This is a genomic window from Vibrio sp. WZ-1, from assembly GCF_052037695.1.
In the GTDB taxonomy this organism is placed as follows: Bacteria; Pseudomonadota; Gammaproteobacteria; order Enterobacterales; family Vibrionaceae; genus Vibrio.
Genome location: NZ_JBQEQR010000085.1, coordinates 176,928 through 196,475, shown reverse-complemented (window position 1 = coordinate 196,475; position 19,548 = coordinate 176,928). Strand labels below are relative to the sequence as shown.

The 19,548-nt window shown below is 43.7% G+C and carries 17 protein-coding genes; 7 read left to right on the top strand and 10 right to left on the bottom strand.

The annotated features are described in order from the left end of the window. Positions 1-93 precede the first annotated feature (93 nt). Entirely contained in the window at positions 94-228 is a 135-nt protein-coding gene (locus ACTS60_RS21620; protein ID WP_010449319.1) for a hypothetical protein, read from the bottom strand. 76 nt (positions 229-304) lie between these two features. Between ACTS60_RS21620 and ACTS60_RS21615 the strand changes: the two genes are divergently transcribed. Next, positions 305-1,864 carry a SulP family inorganic anion transporter gene (locus ACTS60_RS21615; RefSeq protein WP_440890153.1) on the top strand — a complete coding sequence of 520 codons (1,560 nt, stop codon included), beginning with the start codon at positions 305-307 and terminating at the stop codon, positions 1,862-1,864. Positions 1,865-1,956: 92 nt separating this feature from the next. Here the strand turns inward: ACTS60_RS21615 and ACTS60_RS21610 are convergent, their stop codons facing one another. Next, on the bottom strand, positions 1,957-2,406 hold the full coding sequence (locus tag ACTS60_RS21610) for a low molecular weight protein-tyrosine-phosphatase (RefSeq protein WP_440889926.1): 450 nt from the start codon (positions 2,404-2,406) through the stop codon (positions 1,957-1,959). A 117-nt stretch (positions 2,407-2,523) separates the two neighbouring features. Here ACTS60_RS21610 and cobO point away from each other — a divergent pair, with 117 nt between their 5' ends. After that, positions 2,524-3,129 (top strand): cob(I)yrinic acid a,c-diamide adenosyltransferase, encoded by a 606-nt coding sequence (gene cobO / locus ACTS60_RS21605; RefSeq protein ID WP_171306260.1) that lies wholly within the window; start codon positions 2,524-2,526, stop codon positions 3,127-3,129. Positions 3,130-3,219: 90 nt separating this feature from the next. Here cobO and ACTS60_RS21600 read toward each other — a convergent pair whose 3' ends face one another. The 3 genes from ACTS60_RS21600 to apbC all read right to left on the bottom strand — a co-directional run bounded on the left by ACTS60_RS21600 (position 3,220) and on the right by apbC (position 7,397). Then, positions 3,220-5,307, bottom strand: coding sequence for an AsmA family protein (locus ACTS60_RS21600; protein WP_440889925.1), 2,088 nt, complete (start codon positions 5,305-5,307; stop codon positions 3,220-3,222). 190 nt (positions 5,308-5,497) lie between these two features. Then, complete coding sequence (udk, locus tag ACTS60_RS21595; protein WP_010449330.1) at positions 5,498-6,139, bottom strand: uridine kinase; 642 nt, start codon at positions 6,137-6,139, stop codon at positions 5,498-5,500. A 181-nt stretch (positions 6,140-6,320) separates the two neighbouring features. After that, the gene (gene apbC, locus ACTS60_RS21590) at positions 6,321-7,397 is read right to left on the bottom strand and encodes an iron-sulfur cluster carrier protein ApbC (RefSeq protein WP_440889924.1); all 1,077 of its coding nucleotides are present in this window, start codon (positions 7,395-7,397) and stop codon (positions 6,321-6,323) included. A gap of 215 nt (positions 7,398-7,612) precedes the next feature. Between apbC and metG the strand changes: the two genes are divergently transcribed. Continuing rightward, the gene (gene metG / locus ACTS60_RS21585; protein ID WP_440889923.1) at positions 7,613-9,673 is read left to right on the top strand and encodes a methionine--tRNA ligase; all 2,061 of its coding nucleotides are present in this window, start codon (positions 7,613-7,615) and stop codon (positions 9,671-9,673) included. Between the two features lie 67 nt (positions 9,674-9,740). Here the strand turns inward: metG and ACTS60_RS21580 are convergent, their stop codons facing one another. Both ACTS60_RS21580 and ACTS60_RS21575 read right to left on the bottom strand, forming a co-directional pair. Then, positions 9,741-10,088, bottom strand: coding sequence for a hypothetical protein (locus ACTS60_RS21580; RefSeq protein ID WP_440889922.1), 348 nt, complete (start codon positions 10,086-10,088; stop codon positions 9,741-9,743). 9 nt (positions 10,089-10,097) lie between these two features. After that, positions 10,098-11,171 carry a hypothetical protein gene (locus ACTS60_RS21575; RefSeq protein ID WP_440889921.1) on the bottom strand — a complete coding sequence of 358 codons (1,074 nt, stop codon included), beginning with the start codon at positions 11,169-11,171 and terminating at the stop codon, positions 10,098-10,100. A 343-nt stretch (positions 11,172-11,514) separates the two neighbouring features. Between ACTS60_RS21575 and ACTS60_RS21570 the strand changes: the two genes are divergently transcribed. Continuing rightward, a complete protein-coding gene (locus ACTS60_RS21570) occupies positions 11,515-12,321 on the top strand; it encodes a hypothetical protein (RefSeq protein ID WP_440889920.1) in 807 nt (268 codons plus the stop codon). Between the two features lie 97 nt (positions 12,322-12,418). Here ACTS60_RS21570 and fadR read toward each other — a convergent pair whose 3' ends face one another. After that, positions 12,419-13,258 carry a fatty acid metabolism transcriptional regulator FadR gene (gene fadR, locus ACTS60_RS21565; protein ID WP_440889919.1) on the bottom strand — a complete coding sequence of 280 codons (840 nt, stop codon included), beginning with the start codon at positions 13,256-13,258 and terminating at the stop codon, positions 12,419-12,421. Between the two features lie 640 nt (positions 13,259-13,898). Between fadR and nhaB the strand changes: the two genes are divergently transcribed. Both nhaB and dsbB read left to right on the top strand, forming a co-directional pair. Beyond that, positions 13,899-15,485 carry a Na(+)/H(+) antiporter NhaB gene (gene nhaB, locus ACTS60_RS21560; protein WP_010449340.1) on the top strand — a complete coding sequence of 529 codons (1,587 nt, stop codon included), beginning with the start codon at positions 13,899-13,901 and terminating at the stop codon, positions 15,483-15,485. An 83-nt stretch (positions 15,486-15,568) separates the two neighbouring features. Further along, a complete protein-coding gene (gene dsbB / locus ACTS60_RS21555; protein WP_071234659.1) occupies positions 15,569-16,105 on the top strand; it encodes a disulfide bond formation protein DsbB in 537 nt (178 codons plus the stop codon). Positions 16,106-16,190: 85 nt separating this feature from the next. Here dsbB and ACTS60_RS21550 read toward each other — a convergent pair whose 3' ends face one another. Next, on the bottom strand, positions 16,191-16,799 hold the full coding sequence (locus ACTS60_RS21550; protein WP_440889918.1) for a YecA family protein: 609 nt from the start codon (positions 16,797-16,799) through the stop codon (positions 16,191-16,193). Between the two features lie 156 nt (positions 16,800-16,955). Between ACTS60_RS21550 and dusC the strand changes: the two genes are divergently transcribed. Further along, positions 16,956-17,921: a tRNA dihydrouridine(16) synthase DusC gene (gene dusC, locus ACTS60_RS21545; protein WP_045394264.1), complete on the top strand. Its 966-nt coding sequence runs from the start codon at positions 16,956-16,958 to the stop codon at positions 17,919-17,921. A 68-nt stretch (positions 17,922-17,989) separates the two neighbouring features. Here dusC and ACTS60_RS21540 read toward each other — a convergent pair whose 3' ends face one another. Then, the gene (locus tag ACTS60_RS21540; RefSeq protein ID WP_440889917.1) at positions 17,990-19,450 is read right to left on the bottom strand and encodes a sensor domain-containing diguanylate cyclase; all 1,461 of its coding nucleotides are present in this window, start codon (positions 19,448-19,450) and stop codon (positions 17,990-17,992) included. Positions 19,451-19,548 lie beyond the last annotated feature (98 nt).

The window sequence follows — 19,548 nt, the reverse complement described above, 5'->3', positions numbered from 1 at the left end:
TAAGCGAAATAAGAAGCAAAAGGCTGCCAATTGGCAGCTTTTTTGTTGAAGTAAGTGTTAACTCTAATTAGCCATATTAATATCAATGACGGATCACATTTGTGCGTCAATATCCCCTTCATTCTTGAACTTAATCACACTTTTCGGTAGCATTCGCCGACTCAAGTTTTCGACACCATTCTGATGCTGCTCTTTTTTACTACGGTTTGCGCTGATACGAAGTAACATCTTCGACCACCAGTGCTTGTGCAAATACGAATATGTGTCGAGAGAAATTCATCGCCAAGAGAACTCAATACAAAACATGTTCGAATTCCCTCAATTTTCTAAGCACTCCGTAAAAAACGACGTGCTATCAGGCCTAACTGTTGCATTAGCACTGGTCCCTGAAGCCGTTGCATTTGCATTCGTTGCCGGTGTTGACCCTATGGTTGGCCTGTACGCAGCCTTTATTGTTGGCCTTATCACCTCTATCTTTGGTGGTCGCCCAGGTATGATTTCTGGTGCAACAGGCGCAATGGCCGTTGTTATGGTATCGCTGGTCGCGACTCACGGCGTTCAATACCTATTTGCTGCTATTATGCTGGCGGGTATTCTTCAGATCGCAGCTGGTCTATTCAAGCTAGGTAAATTCATCCGAATCGTACCTCACCCGGTAATGATTGGTTTCGTAAACGGTCTTGCTATTGTTATCTTCTTAGCACAATTGGGCCAGTTTAAAGCACCAGACATCAACGGCATGCTGACTTGGCTACCACAAGACCAAATGCTGCTAATGCTGGGGCTCGTTGCGCTAACAATGGCGATCATTCACTTCCTACCAAAGCTCACAACTGCGGTACCGTCTTCTCTAGTAGCAATCGTGACGGTGACGGCTCTTGTGGTTGGCTTGGATCTAGAAACGCGTACCGTTGTTGACTTCCTACGTACTATGTCTGGTGACGAAGCAGCGACTTTGGCGGGCTCTCTTCCGACCTTCTCTATTCCAGCTGTACCTTTCACTCTTGAAACACTGCAAATCATCTTGCCTTACGCAATCATTCTTGCGGCTATCGGCCTGATTGAGTCTCTACTGACGCTAACGGTGCTAGATGAAATGACCAACACACGTGGTCAATCTAACCGTGAATGTGTTGGTCAAGGTATGGCGAACATGACTTGTTCAGTGTTTGGTGCAATGGGTGGTTGTGCGATGATCGGCCAGTCAATGATCAACGTGAACTCAGGTGGTCGTGGCCGTCTATCAGGTATCGTTGCTGCAATCGCTCTACTGATGTTCATCCTATTTGCTTCTTCGCTGATTGAGATGATCCCTCTAGCCGCGCTCGTTGGTGTAATGTTCATGGTGGTTATCGGCACATTTGAATGGGCGACATTCAAACTGGCACGTCGTGTACCTAAACAAGATTTCTTCGTTATTGTTCTAGTAACAGTTGTGACGGTTCTAACTGACCTAGCGGTTGCAGTTGCAGTGGGCGTTGTAGCATCTGCTCTCATGTTTGCATGGCAACATGCGAAGCATATCTATGCGGATACTCGACTAAATGATGAAGGCTCAAAAGAGTACAAGATTCACGGCCCTATCTTCTTCGGCTCAGCGGCAAACTTCCTAGAACTGTTTAACGCGCACGGCGATCCAAAAGATATTATCGTTGACTTCGCAGACTCTCGCGTAACAGATCACTCCGCAATCGAAGCGATTGAAACTTTGGCAGAGCGCTACGCTGCACTAGGTAAAACACTTCACCTACGCCACTTGAGCCCAGACTGCCGCAAGCTTCTAGATAAAGCTGGTAGCTTGGTAGAAATCAACGTAAAAGAAGACCCAAGCTATAAAGTTGCAACTGACATTCTGGCTGGCTAAGCCAACATAAATTGCAGTTTTTAGCTTTATGAATAATGCAAAAAGGGATGAGTAATACTCATCCCTTTTGGTATCTGGCACGTTGTAAATGCTTAGAGCTTGTTCAAAATCGCTTCTGACGCCTCTTCAATCAAATCAAGTACCAACTCAAAGCCTGCATCACCACCATAATATGGGTCTGGGATTTCATTGTAATCAGAACTTGAGTGACTCAAAAACAGTGATACTTTATGGCGATGCTCTCTAGGACAAAGATCGAGAAGATCAGCCAAGTTCGCTTTATCCGCGGCTAGCACCATATCAAACTCCTCAAAGTCCTCTAATGTTACCTTTCGAGAACGCATCCCTTTAAACGAATAACCTCGTTGCTTACCAGCTTGCATCGAACGCGCATCAGGCTGGTTACCGGCGTGGTAGCCAATTGTCCCAGCAGAGTCCACTTCTACAACCACACCCAGCTCCTGCGCTTTTGCTCTTAGCACTGCCTCCCCGGTTGGCGAGCGGCAGATATTTCCCATACAAACAACGAGTAGTTTCTTCATTTTATTCCCTGAATTATCGATGGTTTTTCTTCACGGTATGTTGGTCTATCATAGCGAGATAATTCAATGAACCCAAGTCACCCCGTACAAGGTACAAAAAGGAATTGAGGAAGCCGCATGTCTATCGAAGAAAACAAAGAAGCTCGCCATAAGGCTCGCCAACAAAAAGTAAAACAACAGGTAGACGCCAAGATCGCTGCCGCCCAAGAAGAAAAAGGTTTATTGCTGATCATTACAGGTAATGGCAAAGGTAAATCAACTTCAGGCTTCGGTACTATTGCGCGAGCGGTAGGCCACGGTTTGAAGTGTTCTGTTGCTCAGTTTATCAAGGGCACATGGGACAACGGAGAGCGTAACCTACTTGAAAAGCTCGGTGTTGAGTTCCAAGTCATGGCGACGGGTTTTACATGGGAGACACAAAACAAAACCTCCGATACTGAAGCAGCGCAACTGGTTTGGCAAGAGTGTAAGCGTATGCTCACCGACGAATCGATTGATGTAATTCTGTTTGACGAACTGACGTACATGGTGAGCTATGGCTATATCGACCTAGATGAAGTGGTCGAAGCGCTGAATAACCGTCCTAAGATGCAATCGGTCGTCATTACTGGCCGAGGAGCACACCGTACTTTGATTGAAATGGCTGATACTGTATCTGAAGTGAAGAACGTAAAGCACGCTTTTGAATCTGGTGTAAAAGCCTTGAAAGGTGTGGATTGGTAAGTGTTTACTATTGCTCTTCGCGAGACAACAGAAATCGCAAACAAAAAGGGTTGGCTCAATGCCAACCCTTTTACTTTTCATGTTTGAGCATTAGTTGAATAGATTCTTCAACAAACCATCTACGGCTTCTTTGGTTTTCTCGTCTTTGATCTTGTCCGTTAGCTTCTCTACACCACGGTCAATTTCTTTCTGTGCTTTTTGCTTCAATACATCATCAAAAACAAGCTTGAACTTAGGATCTGCCCACTTGCCAGACACGTTAATAGGGATTGTGATGTCTTTTAACTCATCAATGTTCTTACCCCCTTGCCCTTCAAGCGAGCCGACAATCGAGGTGCTGATGGTGAAATCGACAGTTTCATTTAGGTAATTCGCTTTGCCTTTACCACGAACGCGAAGAAGTGGAGATTGCGCTTTCATGTTATCGGTAGAAACCACACCTTTGTTCAACTTCAACGTCGCGGTCATGGCACTGAAGTCTGTTTTCTTAACTTCGTCCGTGCCCTCTAGGCTTTGACCTTTAAATCGCGCATAGTTTTCACGAATTAGTTGAGCAACGTTAATACCGTTTACCGCACCATCCGTAAAGTTGATATCAATAGTACCGACAAGGTTTTTCTTCATCCCCGTCGGTGTCAGGCTCTTACCACTGATATTCACATCGATATTACCTGTACCTTCCAACATATCATTACCTGCTACATCGATAAGCAACGGTTGAACATGTACACCTTTAATCGATTTCTTCGCTGAGTAAGTTGCAGGTGATTTACGTGCGTCTAGTTTAGCGGTTGCAGTAATCGTGCCTTGGTACAACTTAGAGCTGAATGAAGTTAGGTCAAAGACACCACGATTGATAGAGAAGCTTGCTTTAACCGCTTCCATCTTCGCGTTAGCCGCTTTGAACTTATCAATCGTAATATCGCCTTTCACATCCAGAGTCTTTAATGCAGACAAATCTGGTTCAACTTCCGGCCCTGCTGGCGCACTTTCACCACCGGATGCTGGCTTGTCGCTAGCTGGTGCTGGTTGATTCAAGCCAAGGAATTCATCCAAGTCGATGTTAGGGCTATGTACGGCAAAGCGAACTTTCGGAATATCCCCTAGAGTCACATCCGCTTTACCATCCAGTGAAATGGCATTTGCAGTTAGCTTTTCTAGAACAAAGCTCAAATGGCTCTTAGCCAAATCGAATGAAAGGTCTGAAGCCATGCCGAGTTTCATTGGCGATTGCGGTAACGCTTCACCTTCAAAAGTCGCATTCAGCGTCAGCTTATTCAATTGCACTTTGCTGATCGCCTTATCGACATTCAGCTCACCACCGCCTTGCATGTCTAACTTCATGCCACCTGCTTCGCCTTTTAATGCGTAGCTTAGGTTGTTTGCTTTATCGAACTCAAACGTGTCTAAGCCAATGGTCGCAGACTCGATTTTGTTTACAGGATCAGTGTAAGTCGCATCAAAATTGATGTTTTTCAGAGCGTAACTTGTTAAACCTTTCGCCAGTTTGAAATCCGCTTTACCTTTCGCTGTGAACGTCTGATCGTTCATTTCACCCTTCACGCCGAAATCAGCGGTTGTCCAGCTATCGAAGGCAAATTGAGAAAGATTTAAAGAGATATCAGAAAGCTTGGTGTAGCTACCCGCTTGCTTGTCTTGGATCTCAACATAGCCATTTGAAATGGTGACACCAGCCAGATTGATCGTCCAGTCAGAGGCTGCACTTTTAGAGTCTGCTACTTGTTCAGATACAGCACCTGTTGTTTGCTGTGCTTGTTGGGTTTGTGCTTTGGTTAAAGCATCAATGTTCTTAGTGCCATCTTTTAGTGTTTCAAGATAGAACTCTGCACCATCAAGAGTGACGTTACCAATTTCCAGTTGTTTGCTGAATAGAGGAGTGACTGAGACATCCACACCCACCGTCTCCACTTTAAATAGATTTGGTTGGCTAAAGCCATCTGGATTTCTTAGTTCGGTACGTCCTAACTCAAAACCTATTGATGGGAAAAACTGCCAATTGATGTCGCCTTCAATCGCCAATTCTAATCCTGTTTGTTTTTGGACTTGTTCCACAATAAGCGGTTTGAACTGGTTTGGGTTAACAAGAATCACTAACGCCAAAATGACAGCCAAAATCGCCACAATTGGAATGGCAATGATTAAGAGCAGTTTCTTCATTCGTATTTTCCTTGCTCGAGTGTTTTTACAATTATAAGCACAGACTGGTTTTATCGCCGACAGTTCCACAACAGCGTGAAGATCATCCGATTTTTTATTGCAACTGGCTAATTTAAAAACAAAAAAAAGAAGTGGCACCTAAGGTGCCACTTCTTTATGCAAAAATAAAGCGATATAGCCGTATAAAGACTTAAGCTTTCAGAAGTTTTGCAATATGCGCTTTAAGAACATCGATTGCAATACGGTTTTTACCACCACGAGGAACGATGATGTCCGCGTATTGCTTAGAAGGTTCGATAAATTGCATGAACATCGGACGAACAGTCTGTTGGTATTGCTTAAGAACAGATTCCATTGTACGACCACGTTCTTCAACGTCACGCTTAACACGACGAAGCAGACAAATGTCTAGCGGCGTGTCCATGAATACTGTCGCGTGCATTAAATTTCGAAGACGCGGATCTGTTAGCAGCAAGATACCTTCCAAAATGATTACCTTTTTAGGGGTCATTGGTGTGGTGTTACTTGTACGAGTGTGCTCTGTGTAGCTGTATTCCGGAACTTCTACAGCCTCGCCACGCACCAATTTCTCTAGGTGTTCACAGAGAAGGTCGTGGTCCAACGCGCTCGGGTGGTCGTAGTTAGTCTTTACACGCTCTTCCATGCTTAGTTGGCTTTGGTCGTTGTAGTAGCAATCTTCCGTGATGACACCGATTTGATGATCGCCCACTTTCTCGCGAAGCTCATTGTAAATTGTGCTCGCGATCAGACTTTTTCCAGAAGCAGAAGCGCCAGCAATACCTACGATGACGCATTGATTATTATCAGACATTAGTTTGCACCCGATGATGATTTTCTAGTCACATAAAAAGATAAACTGCCTGATTATAGGGAGTTCCCCCCTTCGTGACTAGTTGGAATTAGGGTTTAGTTATAAGTTTCTGTCGACTCAGAGGATTAACCTCCAAGCAAACGTTTAAATGTGTAACATTCAACCAGCGTTGATATTAAACTCAGTTCACCATAGTAAAACTGATTGCATCCGGTTTGGCTTTACCTTGCCAATACATTGTGCCACAAACTCGATCTGCGAGTTGTTTATAGTAACCCGCATGCTCGCTATCTGGCCGTCTTGCCACCGTTGGGATACCCGCATCAATATCTTCTCGCATTGAGATATGTAGTGGGATCTGTCCTAGCAACGCCAAACCAAACTCTTGCGACATTTTTTCCGCACCGCCGGTACCGAAAATGTGCTCAACCGCCCCGCACTGGCTACAAATGTGGTAGCTCATGTTCTCCACGACGCCCACCACTGGCACATTCACCTTATGGAACATAGCTGCCCCTTTTCGAGCATCTGCCAACGCTAAGTCTTGCGGTGTTGTCACAAGTACGGTACCCGTCACCGGAATTTGCTGTGACAAAGTAAGCTGAATGTCCCCTGTGCCCGGCGGCATATCAATAACCAAGTAATCAAGTTCCGGCCATTCAGTCTCTGTCAACAATTGCGATAACGCCTTAGAAGCCATAGGGCCGCGCCATATTGCCGCTTCCGACTTATCTACCAAGTAACCAATAGAATGAGTATAGATGCCATGAGCAAAAATAGGCTCCATCCATTTTGCGTCTCGCACTTCAGGCTTTGCGTCTTCTTGACCCAGCATCATCGGCACAGACGGTCCATAAATGTCTGCATCCAACAGACCCACTTTCGCGCCAGATTGTGCTATTGCTAGAGCAAGGTTCACGGCCGTGGTTGATTTCCCCACCCCACCTTTCGCAGAACTGACTGCAATGATGTTCTTAACCCCCTTTACCGCATTGGTAACTTGAGTTTCAAGTGCTTTAACACCTAACTCAATTTGGAAATCAAACGCAGGAACGTCACCTGATGCTTGCTGTTCTCTAATCCAATCGCACAATGCCGCTTGAAGGTCATTACTCGCAAATGGCAAGGTAATTTGAATACCTCCTTGCGCAGGGATCGAGACCATCCCATAAATATCAGCCCAGTTTTCCACCAACTGTGGATGTTGGAACTGGTTTAGCCAATGACAAAAATCTTGTTTCGAAGTGAACTGATGCATGACGCCTCCTTTATACCTAAATAACCTCAAAGTGCTTAGGTCTTGCGCATCTTGAAGTCACTTGGGTATAACACTCTAATCGTAGCACTCAGAGACAAGATTCAGAACCCCAAAAAAACTAAGGCAATCCATGGTTTGATGCCTTGGCGTTAGGGTGCTCATGGGGTAGTATTACTCTCTATTTTTTTATACCTATCAAAAAGCGATTATTAAGTATGGCAAACGATCCAAGAAAACTGCTGGTAACTTGTGCCCTTCCGTACGCTAATGGTTCGATTCACCTAGGTCATATGCTTGAGCACATTCAAGCTGACATCTGGGTTCGCTACCAACGCCTACGTGGCAACACTGTAAACTTCATCTGTGCTGACGATGCTCACGGCACGCCAATCATGCTAAAAGCACAACAGATGGGTATTACGCCAGAAGAGATGATCGCAGCTGTTAGCGAAGAGCATCAAAAAGACTTCGCTGGCTTTGATATTAGCTTTGATAACTACCACAGCACACACTCAGAAGAGAACCGTGAGCTAGCTTCTCATATCTACCTTGAGCTGAAGAAAAACGGTTTTATCTCTAGCCGTACTATCTCTCAGCTGTTCGATCCTGAGAAAGAAATGTTCCTACCAGACCGTTTCGTAAAAGGTACTTGTCCTAAGTGTAAGTCAGAAGACCAATACGGTGACAACTGTGATAACTGTGGTGAGACGTACAGTCCAACTGAACTGATTGATCCTAAATCAGCAGTTTCTGGCGCAACTCCAGTAATGAAAGACTCTGAGCACTTCTTCTTCGACCTGCCTCAGTTCGAAAGCATGCTAAAAGAGTGGACACGTTCTGGTTCACTGCAAGCTGAAACTGCTAACAAAATGCAAGAGTGGTTTGAGTCTGGTCTTCAGCAGTGGGATATCTCACGTGATGCGCCTTACTTCGGCTTTGAAATCCCAGGCGAAAAGAACAAGTTCTTCTACGTATGGCTAGACGCACCGGTTGGCTACATGGCTTCATTCAAGAACCTATGTAACAAAACTGAAGGCCTGGACTTTGATGAGTACTGGAAGAAAGACAGCACAACTGAGCTTTACCACTTCATTGGTAAAGACATTGTTTACTTCCACTCTCTATTCTGGCCAGCAATGCTTGAAGGCTCTGGTTTCCGCAAGCCAAACAACGTATTCGTACACGGCTACGTAACGGTAAATGGCGCGAAGATGTCTAAGTCTAAAGGTACGTTCATCAAAGCAGCAACGTACCTAGATCACCTAGACCCAGAGTGTCTACGTTACTACTACGCAGCGAAGCTAAACAGCCGTATTGATGATCTAGATCTTAACCTTGAAGACTTCACTCAGCGTGTTAATGCTGACGTAGTAAACAAGATTGTTAACCTAGCATCACGTAACGCTGGCTTCATCTCTAAGCGTTTTGAAGGCAAGCTATCTGCTAACTTTGCTGAAACTGAGCTATACAACGAGTTCACAGCAGCTTCTGACCGTATCGCCGAGCTTTACGAGACTCGCGAGTTTGGCCGTGCTATCCGTGAAATCACAGCACTAGCAGACAAAGCAAACCAATACGTTGATGAGAAAGCACCGTGGGTTGTGGCGAAAGAGGAAGGTAAAGACCAAGAACTACAAGACATCTGTTCTGTTGGTATCAACCTATTCCGCGTTCTGATGACTTACCTGAAACCAGTCATGCCAGAACTTGCTGCACGTACTGAAGCGTTCCTAAACGAGACGCTAACTTGGGAAGGCATCGCAGCACCACTGACTGATCACGAGATCACTAAGTTCAAAGCACTATTCAATCGTATCGACCCTAAGAAGGTTGAAGCGATGATTGAAGCTTCTAAAGAAGACGCGGCAGCAGAAGTTGCAGCAAAAGAAGCGGCAGAAGCAGCAAAGAACAAAGCAAGCCAAACTGAACTAGACAAAGATCCAATCGCAGAAGAGATTGAATTTGACGCTTTCGCTGCAGTAGATATGCGTATCGCACGTATCATCTCTTGTGAAGAAGTGCCAAAAGCAAACAAACTGCTTAAGTTCCAGCTAGACATCGGCGGTGAAACTCGTCAGGTATTCTCTGGCATTAAATCTGCGTACAAACCTGAAGAGTTAGAAGGCAAGCTAACCGTAATGGTAGCAAACCTAAAACCTCGTAAGATGAAGTTTGGTATGTCTGAAGGCATGATCCTAGCAGCGGGCCCTGGTGGCAGCGACCTATGGATCCTTGAGCCGCACGAAGGTGCTCAACCAGGTATGCGTGTAATGTAATGCTCTTCGCATAATAGAAAGGCTTAACTAGTTCAGTTAAGCCTTTTTTACAACAAGATAAAATTACTTAATGCAACCTATACTCTTCCGGTCCCCAAGTAATGATCGCGCCACACACAAGGAAAAGCACAAAACTGATGCTTACAATATACGCAAGTACTCTATCAAGCGTTGTTGCGTATTTTAGTATTAGTTGATCATCCAAAAGTGATACTTTAGCTGGCTTTCCTCGCATCAATACTGATGTGTACATAGGAAATCTAAAACCCCACCCATTTCTGTCCCAATCAATAGGGTCATGACCATCCCGCAACATTTTTTTCTCAATCCGCTTTACCGATATACGAATAAAAAGCAAGGTACTCACTAGCCAAGTGCATCCAATAATCATGTTTATAATATCAAAAAAAGACATATGCCCCCATTAAAACCAATTGATATCGGAACTAACTTCATAAGCGCTTTTAGCTAGGCTTTGTGCAGCACTATCAGCAACCTTAGCTGCTGTATAACCAGCCCCTAACCCAACACCAATAAGTACTACAATGCCCAGTGGCCCCGCTGCTAACGCAATCCCCATACCTGCCGTTACAACTTTTGCGGTCGTCCAAGCCCCTGCAGCATTACTCGCTCCGAAGCCTGCGACTTCCATCACCGCTTTTTTTTGCCAATCTTTACCATTACTCTTCGCATTGCGTACGTTGTTGAATCTAACACCTGCATCTATGGCAATAATCTTTTTTCCAATAACATCAGAGCCAACCTCTAGTGCTCTAACAGAACGTATATTGGCCAGAGATGTGAGTTGAAGCTTACTTGAGTTCCTGCCGCTTTTGGCAATATTTATTCCTCGTCCAGGGTTACTCCAAATATTGCCTTTACTACTCTTAACTCGCCCTGAGTAATGAGTCAGTTCTTTTAGAAACTGCTTGTTTAAAGAGTCATGTGCGAACTTAACTTTGTTGCCTAGCTTCAGAAGTTCAGTTTTCTTGGCTCCACTTTTAGCAGCAAGTCGTACATTGATCAGCGCATTCTGATAGCTGAGCAACGCTTTACCAAAGTTACTCATCCTAGCCTGTTTTTCATTGATCGCTGTTGCCGCAGCTCCAGCTGCGGTGTATTCATCCAACTTTCCGCCCATAACGGTATTAGTTGCATCTAAGAACGGCTTAATTTCTTTTTCATAGATGTATGCTATTGCCTGTAAGTTTTCATCGCCAAATTCGCTAGAAAGGTGGGCCACATTTCTTTTCGTTTCTTGAGACCAACTCTTCACTGTGTCAAGAGCACATGCAATATCTGGCCTATCATTCCTAATTTTCTCTACGGAATTAGACGAATTATTACTTAGAATGAACGGAGTCCCAGCAGGGATAAAGGTGCCGAGTATATGCGGATTGTCTTTTCTAAACTGGCTGTAGGCTGTTTTGTTTTTGACATCTACAGGTAACTTTGACTTTGGTGTTGTACTAAAGCAAATTTCAAGCGCGTTGGACAAAGTAATTCCCTCTGTTATTTACATAAACAACCCATAGCATATACAAATAGATCATCAGTTAGCCTACCAGCACCGTGACTTGAATCGAGGGTTCCTGCGCAATTAAATGCAATTAGAAAACTTTACGACTTTAGAACTAGCACTAATTTCATCCAATCAGGAAAGGTATACACAACTACGATGTAATTTGAGCAAATTCACACTTTTGGTGAAATCGCGCACCAAACTAATCCCCTCCCTTACCACTAATAATCGTAACTCATTGTTTTAAAATAATTTATCTATTGGCATCAAAACTGCTCCTCTTAATTGCTAGATCAATAGTACTAACAAGGAGTTGGTTATGTTTGTTTTGATTTCTACTTTAATCTCGATTGCCATTCTGGCTGGGATCTATCATTTGGCTGCGAAACGGGAAAAACAACACACTCGCAAGTATCAATTACTCACGTTATTGCGCGATGTCGTCCACCTGTTGCGTCGCCATCGAGCAGTAACCCACTATTCTATTCAACACCGACAAAATCACGAAAAAGAGATAGAGCAAATTCATCAGGAACTAGGCTATAAATTACACCAATTAGTGGAAACCTCTCGGTTTGAGAACAAACCCATGTATCGCGTGCTGCAAATCAAAGTCGACAAGTTGATGGAGCAATGGCAAGACAACACTGTGGCGCGTAATCAGATGGAACATGGCAAATCAATTCGTCATTGTTTGTTTTTGATGGATGAAGTCACCATCGCATGGCTCGCAACCGCCCAGAGAGACGAGTTATATGATGAGTACCATATGAACTGGCAAACTGTGATTGATAGTTTAGAGACACTGACACAACTACGTATCAGTATTCAGGACATGGAAGACAAAGGTGGCTCCGAACGAATGAGAAACTACGCATCGGTGATGATTAGAAGACTTAACCAATTGGCAGTCATTAGTCCTTTGAGCCTTGCATCGCCAACATCGACCAGATCGATTCAGTCACTGAACGAGTACATTGGAGGTGAAGTAGCCACCTTAACTGAAGAAGAACTCTATGATATTAGTTCAGACTTATCCCTATCCGTGTTTAATACCTACGACCAAATGCTTTCAGACATCATAGAAACCCTCTACTTACCTTTACCCAGACTGTCCTTAGCTTAATCATCGGATTGATCGCTTGAACGATTTTCAACACCAATAAAAAACCGCAGGTATAGGCCTGCGGTTTTGTTTTGAGATTGTTGAATTCAAGAATTGATTAGCTGTCGTCTTCTGTGAAGTTCGTTGGCAACTCTTGCTTCATTTCGTTCCAGATCTGTGCGCTTTCCATACCGTAGTGGCGAATCACTACTGGTAGTTGGTCACGCTGACCTGTTGCACACGTTTCTAGGAGCTGACGGTAGAAGCGTAGCGCCAAGTCACGTGATGCAGGATTGGAGAAGTAGTAGCTGCCCACTCGATCATAAAGCTTTCTCAAGCCGTTGAAAATCAGACCGTAAATCTGGTTGCCAGAATGGAATGCTAGGCGTTGGAACAGCATGTAATCGTAGAAGTTGAACGTCTTCGCGATCAAGATTTCTTGGCGTTTCGCTTCATCTTTCTCGTTGTCTTCTTTTACGCTTTGCAGGATCTTGTCTGCGTATGGCGAAGCTGTGATAAATTCATCCCAAGAAGAGGCACTAACAAGCGCTTCACACGACTCAATCACGTTCTGAATAGTGCGCTCAGATGCTTCTTTGTTTGCCTTGAACGCATAACGCATAAAAATTGGACTGATGTTAGTACGTGCTGCAAGCAGGTCTTCAACGATATTCGTTGCATTATCCACATCTAGCGTCATCAGCGTATCCAAGATATGCAGACCCGACGTCTCCATGAATTGGTTAACTTTGGTTGGTTTACCATGCTGGATAGTTAGCCAGCCATCTCGCGCAAGACGCTGTAGCACTTCACGTAGAGTTGTACGGGTAACACCAATTAGTTCAGATAGCTCACGTTCAGCGGGTAAAATTGAGCCAGGTGGAAAACGGCCGTTCCAAATGCTCTCGATAATGTATTTTTCTGCGAAACCCGCAGGGCTTTTAGCCTTAATGACCATTCTGTTTTTATCCAATATTGATTTCTAAGGGTCGATAGGACTCATCATACCACTAGTTAACGATTTGAGAAAATTAACGATCAATAAATGAAACGAAGTTTAAATATAGAGTTAATACTCTATTTGCTTCAGTAAATTGCTACCGGTTATTAATGGAACCAAAGACGTGAAATCCATATTTTAATTCCCCGACATAGGGCACAAAGCAAGCTGTAATAAAGCATTATTGATCACATTTTTTAGATCAAAATATGCAAAATAAAATTGTGCCTAATGGTTAATGTTCTTTATTAATTTATCTTTTCTCGTCATTGAACGTAAATTAAAATCCAAGGTGAATTTTTATAAGCTTTTCATGATATAGTAACGCCGTTTTGATCGCGTTATTACAATTAAAAAGCCGTTTTAGTCGGTAGCATTAAGTTTTGTTGTTGACTATTGATTGACTGAGTGTAGAGTTGCGGTCGAAAGTGAGCGGTGCTTGAGTTTCAGGGGAAGTAACTTGGCAAGACTACAAGAGAACAAAGGATTGTTGTTTTTCTAAGTTATTGTTTAAAAAGGCTAACTAATAAGCCTAATAAACAGAAGCTGAAGCACTATTGTAGTGTCTATTCATAATTTTGTTATAAAGAGAATTATCATGCCGATATCGCTCGGAAACGCCTTTATCAAGAACTTTCTTGGTAAGGCGCCTGATTGGTACAAAGTTGCCATTATAGCCTTCCTAATTGTTAACCCAATTGTATTCTTTCTAATTGATCCATTCGTAGCTGGTTGGTTGTTAGTTGCTGAATTTATTTTCACTCTAGCAATGGCTCTAAAATGCTACCCACTGCAACCGGGCGGTCTTCTAGCAATAGAAGCGGTTGCGATTGGAATGACAAGCCCTGCACAGGTGAAGCATGAGCTTGTAGCCAATATAGAGGTGCTCCTACTACTTGTATTTATGGTAGCGGGTATCTACTTCATGAAGCACCTTTTGCTATTCATCTTTACGAAGATATTGCTTGGTATTCGTTCAAAAACTTTACTTTCACTCGCATTTTGTTTTGCAGCTGCATTTCTTTCAGCTTTCTTAGATGCTTTGACAGTAATTGCCGTTGTTATCAGCGTTGCGGTTGGTTTCTACTCGATTTACCACAAAGTTGCTTCTGGTAACCCAATTGGAGACCACGACCATACTCAAGATGACACCATCACAGAACTAACCCGTGATGACCTAGAAAACTATCGTGCATTTCTACGTTCGTTACTAATGCATGCTGGTGTTGGTACCGCGCTAGGTGGTGTGACTACTATGGTTGGTGAACCACAAAACCTGATTATTGCCGATCAAGCAGGTTGGTTATTTGGCGAGTTTCTAATTCGCATGTCACCTGTGACACTACCTGTATTTATCTGTGGTTTGATCACTTGTGCGGTTGTTGAAAAGCTAAAAGTATTTGGCTATGGAGTAAAACTTCCTGACAACGTCCGTCAAATCCTCGTTGATTTCGATCGTGAAGAACGTAAGACGCGTACAAACCAAGACGTGGCTAAGCTTTGGGTTCAAGGCCTTATTGCAGTTTGGTTAATCGCGGCATTAGCACTCCACTTAGCGGCGGTAGGTCTAATCGGTCTATCAGTAATCATTCTAGCGACATCGTTTACCGGAGTTATCGAAGAGCACTCTATGGGTAAAGCGTTTGAAGAGGCTCTGCCATTTACCGCACTTTTAGCAGTATTCTTTGCTGTCGTTGCCGTTATCATTGACCAAGAGCTGTTCAAGCCTGTTATTGACGCAGTACTTGCTGTCGAGGACAAAGGCGCTCAGCTTGCTTTGTTCTACGTAGCAAACGGACTATTATCTATGGTTTCGGATAACGTATTCGTTGGTACGGTATACATCAATGAAGTGAAAACGGCTCTCATGGAAGGCCTAATTACACGTGAACAATTTGATCTACTAGCAGTGGCAATTAACACTGGTACTAACCTACCTTCAGTTGCGACTCCAAACGGTCAAGCTGCTTTCCTATTCTTGCTAACTTCAGCACTGGCACCGTTGATTCGTCTATCTTACGGTCGCATGGTAGTAATGGCACTGCCATACACCGTTGTACTGGCTTTGGTTGGTTTGATGGGAATTATGTTCTTCCTAGAACCAGCAACAGCTTCTTTCTACGACGCGGGCTGGATCGTTCCGCACAGTGGTGATATCGCTCCGGCAGTATCTAGCGGCCATTAAAATTTGGTTGATTAAGAAACTTATCCACGTTAAAAAGCTCTGAGTATTCAGAGCTTTTTAATTTCATCAATAGGATATAACTTGTGACTATTTTTGCATCACTGAATGACTTCTCGAAGGGACGCTTGTCTTGGCTTCTTCTTCTTATCGCAATCGTTTTTTTCGAAGCCTGTGCTTTATTCTTCCAACACGTGATGATGCTTGCACCTTGCGTTATGTGCATTTATGAGCGTGTCGCCATGATGGGAATCGGCGCAGCTGCAATGATTGGTCTTATTGCACCCAATAACCCTCTTGTGCGTTGGGTGGCATTGGCAGCATGGGGAGCAAGTGCTTATAAAGGTTTGATGCTGGCGATGCAGCATGTCGACTACCAGTTCAATCCATCACCATTTGCAACTTGTGATCTGTTTGTTACCTTCCCTAGCTGGGCACCTTTAAATCAGTGGGTTCCGTGGATGTTTGAAGCATATGGTGACTGTGCGAAGATCGTGTGGCAGTTCCTTGGCCTTTCTATGCCTCAGTGGCTTGTAGTGATTTTCGCGGGTAACCTAATTGCTTTTGCCTTTATCGTGATCGCTCAATTCTTTGGTGGTAAGCGCAAAAACCCAATTCAATAATTGATGAGCCTTAAACTCTAATTTCTAACGACATTACACAAAAAAGCCGACTACAAGTCGGCTTTTCTTTTTATCTGTATATCTGTTATTTACCGCAGCATTGCTTAAATTTCCTACCGCTTTCACATGGGCAAAGATCGTTACGACCCACCCCTTTGAATGGGTTTAAGCTCTTTGATTTTTTTCCTACCATCAACTCATCAGCACCAAGTGCGACTTCGTTGATCATAAGATCAAACTGCTCGATGAAATCCGTTAGCGCAGGCGGGGTTTCAATACCCGCATCACGCATCTGCTGTTGCGTTTGCTCTTCATCAATTACCAACATCATCGTTGTTAACAATGCCTGTAGCATGCGCTCAAGGCCATCGTTCAGCACCACATCATGCCACTGCTCTTCAATCATCGGCCAAACGGACATAAAGCCTTCAGCAAAATCAGCTAACTGCTCTGGTTTGTTTTCCGTAAGTGCAAGAATAGAGTACTCGTTACGCAATATGTAGTTGTGCTGCTTGTGAATCTGCTCTTCAACGACTGGCTGAATCGCTTTAAAACCCTCACCTAGAAGAGGCTCTAGCCATGATTCAGGTGCTAAGGGTTTCGTGGTCAGGTTAGCAGCCAGTACCGCGCCTTCCATAAACAGTGAAGATTCGTCGATTTGAACTTCACCTTTCTCAATTAATGTGTATTGCATGACATCTGGTTTCCCATGAATTTGGCGGCATTATACCCTAGAGGTTATAAGATGCTAGTTGATGTCACTCGATGCTGATGAGTCTTTTAATGACAAACTTCACGCACATCGCTACAATCGCCCTCCTTTTTACCACCAAACTGTATTAGGCAAGCTATGCGAGTTGTATTAGGCCCGATGGAAGGCGTTTTGGACCATTTGATGCGCCAAATCCTAACCGAGATAAACGACTATGATCTTTGTGTGACAGAGTTTGTTCGAGTCATCGACCAACTGTTACCTGATCACGTATTCCATCGTCTGTGCCCTGAGCTTCTGCAAGACTCGCAAACCGCATCTGGCGTACCCGTTCACGTGCAACTTCTTGGCCAAGAGCCAAACTGGATGGCAGAGAACGCGATCAAAGCAGCTGAACTTGGCGCTCGCGGTATTGATTTGAACTTTGGTTGTCCCGCTAGATTGGTCAACAGAAGTAAAGGTGGTGCAGCCCTACTCCAGCATCCTGACCTAATTCACAACGTTGTAAAAGCATGTCGCGACGCGGTGCCTGCTGATATCCCTGTTACCGCGAAAATTCGCCTAGGCTGGGAAAATCCAGAGGACTGCTTTGAGATCGTTGATGCGATTCAATCAGCTGGCGCGAATGAACTGACTGTCCACGCACGTACGAAAGAGGGTGGTTACAAGGCCTCTGAGATCAAATGGGAATACATAACTAAAATTCGTGAACGTTTTGATATCCCGTTAATTGCCAATGGCGAGATTTGGAACTACGAAGATGGACAACGCTGTATTGCAACGACAGGAGTTGACTCTTTAATGGTATGCCGTGGTGCATTTAATATTCCAAACCTTGGCAATATGGTGAAATACAACCACCAGCCGATGGCTTGGAATGAAGTGGTAGATTTGTTGATTTACTACTCACAGTTTGAAATGAAAGGCGATAAAGGTTTGTATTATCCAAACCGCGTAAAACAATGGTTTGCGTACTTACGCCAATCTTACCCTGAAGCGAACGAACTATTCCGAGAGATCCGAACGTTTAATAAAGCAGCACCAATCGTTGAACATATCCAACGATACCGTGATGAGCTACAAGCACGCCTCAATGTAGCTTAAAAACTTGACCTCTCTGTGTGTTAAAAAGGGCGATTAGATCGCCCTTTTCAATACTAAGATTTGTTGCGCTAGTAACAGATTTTGTTCTTTCCTGTTGTTTTCGCTTCGTACAGTTTTTCATCAGCAACTTTGAAAAGCTCATCAAAGCTCGCTAACTGAGTCGAGCCTTTCACAACAACCCCACCAGAAACCGTAAATCCTTCCTTTATTACTTTCTTTGAGCTTGCTGCAATTGAATCCGCAACTCGTTGAAGAATGAGCTTCATACATTCAATATCTTCATCGTAGATTGCTAGAACAAACTCTTCACCACCGAACCGAGAAGCGACATCAGTGTGGCGAATATTTTCTTTAATGGCTCTCGCGACAGCCTTAATCGCATCATCGCCAACATCGTGACCATAAGTATCATTAATAGATTTAAAGTTATCGATATCAAATACAGCTAAGGCAATATTCTTTTTCGTGATTTTATTGCGCCAGACCGCTTCCATTCCGCGACGGTTCAATAAACCTGTCATTGGATCTTTCGCTGCAAGCTCTTCAAAATAACGACTTTCTGTACGAGCATTGACTAAAAATAGGGCGACGGTACTCAGAACATAAATAAAGAACGCAACGGCGACACTGTACTTCTCAAATACAAGTAAGTTCTTAAGCTCGTCCCAAAGATTGTATTCATAGAAGATTTTATGATTTGAGCTTAAACGTTCTAGCTCTACCGTTTCAACTCTCAAAATGTTGTCTGGCATGTTCATTACATTAGAAATGACATGCAACTTGCCCGCTAAGTTGTCCGTCGTTTTGAGTAAGGCGTCGACATCAAAATCAATCGACAACACACCTTGATGTTCTCCTTTCTCATAAATTGGCACGGTTAGGCTAATAACCTGACCGTCATGTCGGTCCAACATAGGTGCGGGGCCAGACATAGTCACTTTCACGGTATCCTGAGCTGTTTTCTGCCAAAACGGTCTTGCTTTCAACGTACTCCAAAGCTCTTGAGTAAAGTACTTTGCGTACGTTTCTGGAGAGGAAATAACGTAGCCTCTCTGATCGATATAGTGGATACCAAGAATGTGCGATTCGATATCATGAAGGAATGAAAGGGAAGGAGCAAAACCCGCTTTTTTTTCAGCCACCTTGAACAGTTCACTTCCCGGTTCACACAGTTCTTTTTGACCAACAATCATGTAGTCCAGCTCAACAGCCGGCAGTCCACCTGAATGGGTATTCTCTAGAAGCAAGACATCAATAGGCCATACATAACACAAGTCATTTTCTAGCATATGATTGTGTTCTTTAAATAATGGATGGGCAGGATTTGAATAATTGACGAAGCTATAATCTAGAGCTGTCAGAACTTTAACTGCACGATTGACCGCTCGGTCGATTTTAGCGTATTCCAAGTCGATGTAGCGATTCATCGCATCATAGTAGTTTTTGGCTGTCACTAGCATGACAACACAGAGCAAAAACAGAGGGAAGAAGATGACAAACTTGAGGCTGAATCGCCTTTGATTACCCATTGAATACCACGACTGATTATTATTTACCCTGAATAGCTTAAGCCATTCAGGGGCTGTTTATAGTTTTTAATTTAAGTATTCATAAATTTTAATAAATT

Bases quoted from the DNA above. Each gene is read 5' to 3' on its own strand.
- ACTS60_RS21620 (WP_010449319.1), bottom strand. From the start codon at position 228: ATGTTACTTCGTATCAGCGCAAACCGTAGTAAAAAAGAGCAGCATCAG.
- ACTS60_RS21615 (WP_440890153.1), top strand. From the start codon at position 305: ATGTTCGAATTCCCTCAATTTTCTAAGCACTCCGTAAAAAACGACGTG.
- ACTS60_RS21610 (WP_440889926.1), bottom strand. From the start codon at position 2,406: ATGAAGAAACTACTCGTTGTTTGTATGGGAAATATCTGCCGCTCGCCA.
- cobO (WP_171306260.1), top strand. From the start codon at position 2,524: ATGTCTATCGAAGAAAACAAAGAAGCTCGCCATAAGGCTCGCCAACAA.
- ACTS60_RS21600 (WP_440889925.1), bottom strand. From the start codon at position 5,307: ATGAAGAAACTGCTCTTAATCATTGCCATTCCAATTGTGGCGATTTTG.
- udk (WP_010449330.1), bottom strand. From the start codon at position 6,139: ATGTCTGATAATAATCAATGCGTCATCGTAGGTATTGCTGGCGCTTCT.
- apbC (WP_440889924.1), bottom strand. From the start codon at position 7,397: ATGCATCAGTTCACTTCGAAACAAGATTTTTGTCATTGGCTAAACCAG.
- metG (WP_440889923.1), top strand. From the start codon at position 7,613: ATGGCAAACGATCCAAGAAAACTGCTGGTAACTTGTGCCCTTCCGTAC.
- ACTS60_RS21580 (WP_440889922.1), bottom strand. From the start codon at position 10,088: ATGTCTTTTTTTGATATTATAAACATGATTATTGGATGCACTTGGCTA.
- ACTS60_RS21570 (WP_440889920.1), top strand. From the start codon at position 11,515: ATGTTTGTTTTGATTTCTACTTTAATCTCGATTGCCATTCTGGCTGGG.
- fadR (WP_440889919.1), bottom strand. From the start codon at position 13,258: ATGGTCATTAAGGCTAAAAGCCCTGCGGGTTTCGCAGAAAAATACATT.
- nhaB (WP_010449340.1), top strand. From the start codon at position 13,899: ATGCCGATATCGCTCGGAAACGCCTTTATCAAGAACTTTCTTGGTAAG.
- ACTS60_RS21550 (WP_440889918.1), bottom strand. From the start codon at position 16,799: ATGCAATACACATTAATTGAGAAAGGTGAAGTTCAAATCGACGAATCT.
- dusC (WP_045394264.1), top strand. From the start codon at position 16,956: ATGCGAGTTGTATTAGGCCCGATGGAAGGCGTTTTGGACCATTTGATG.
- ACTS60_RS21540 (WP_440889917.1), bottom strand. From the start codon at position 19,450: ATGGGTAATCAAAGGCGATTCAGCCTCAAGTTTGTCATCTTCTTCCCT.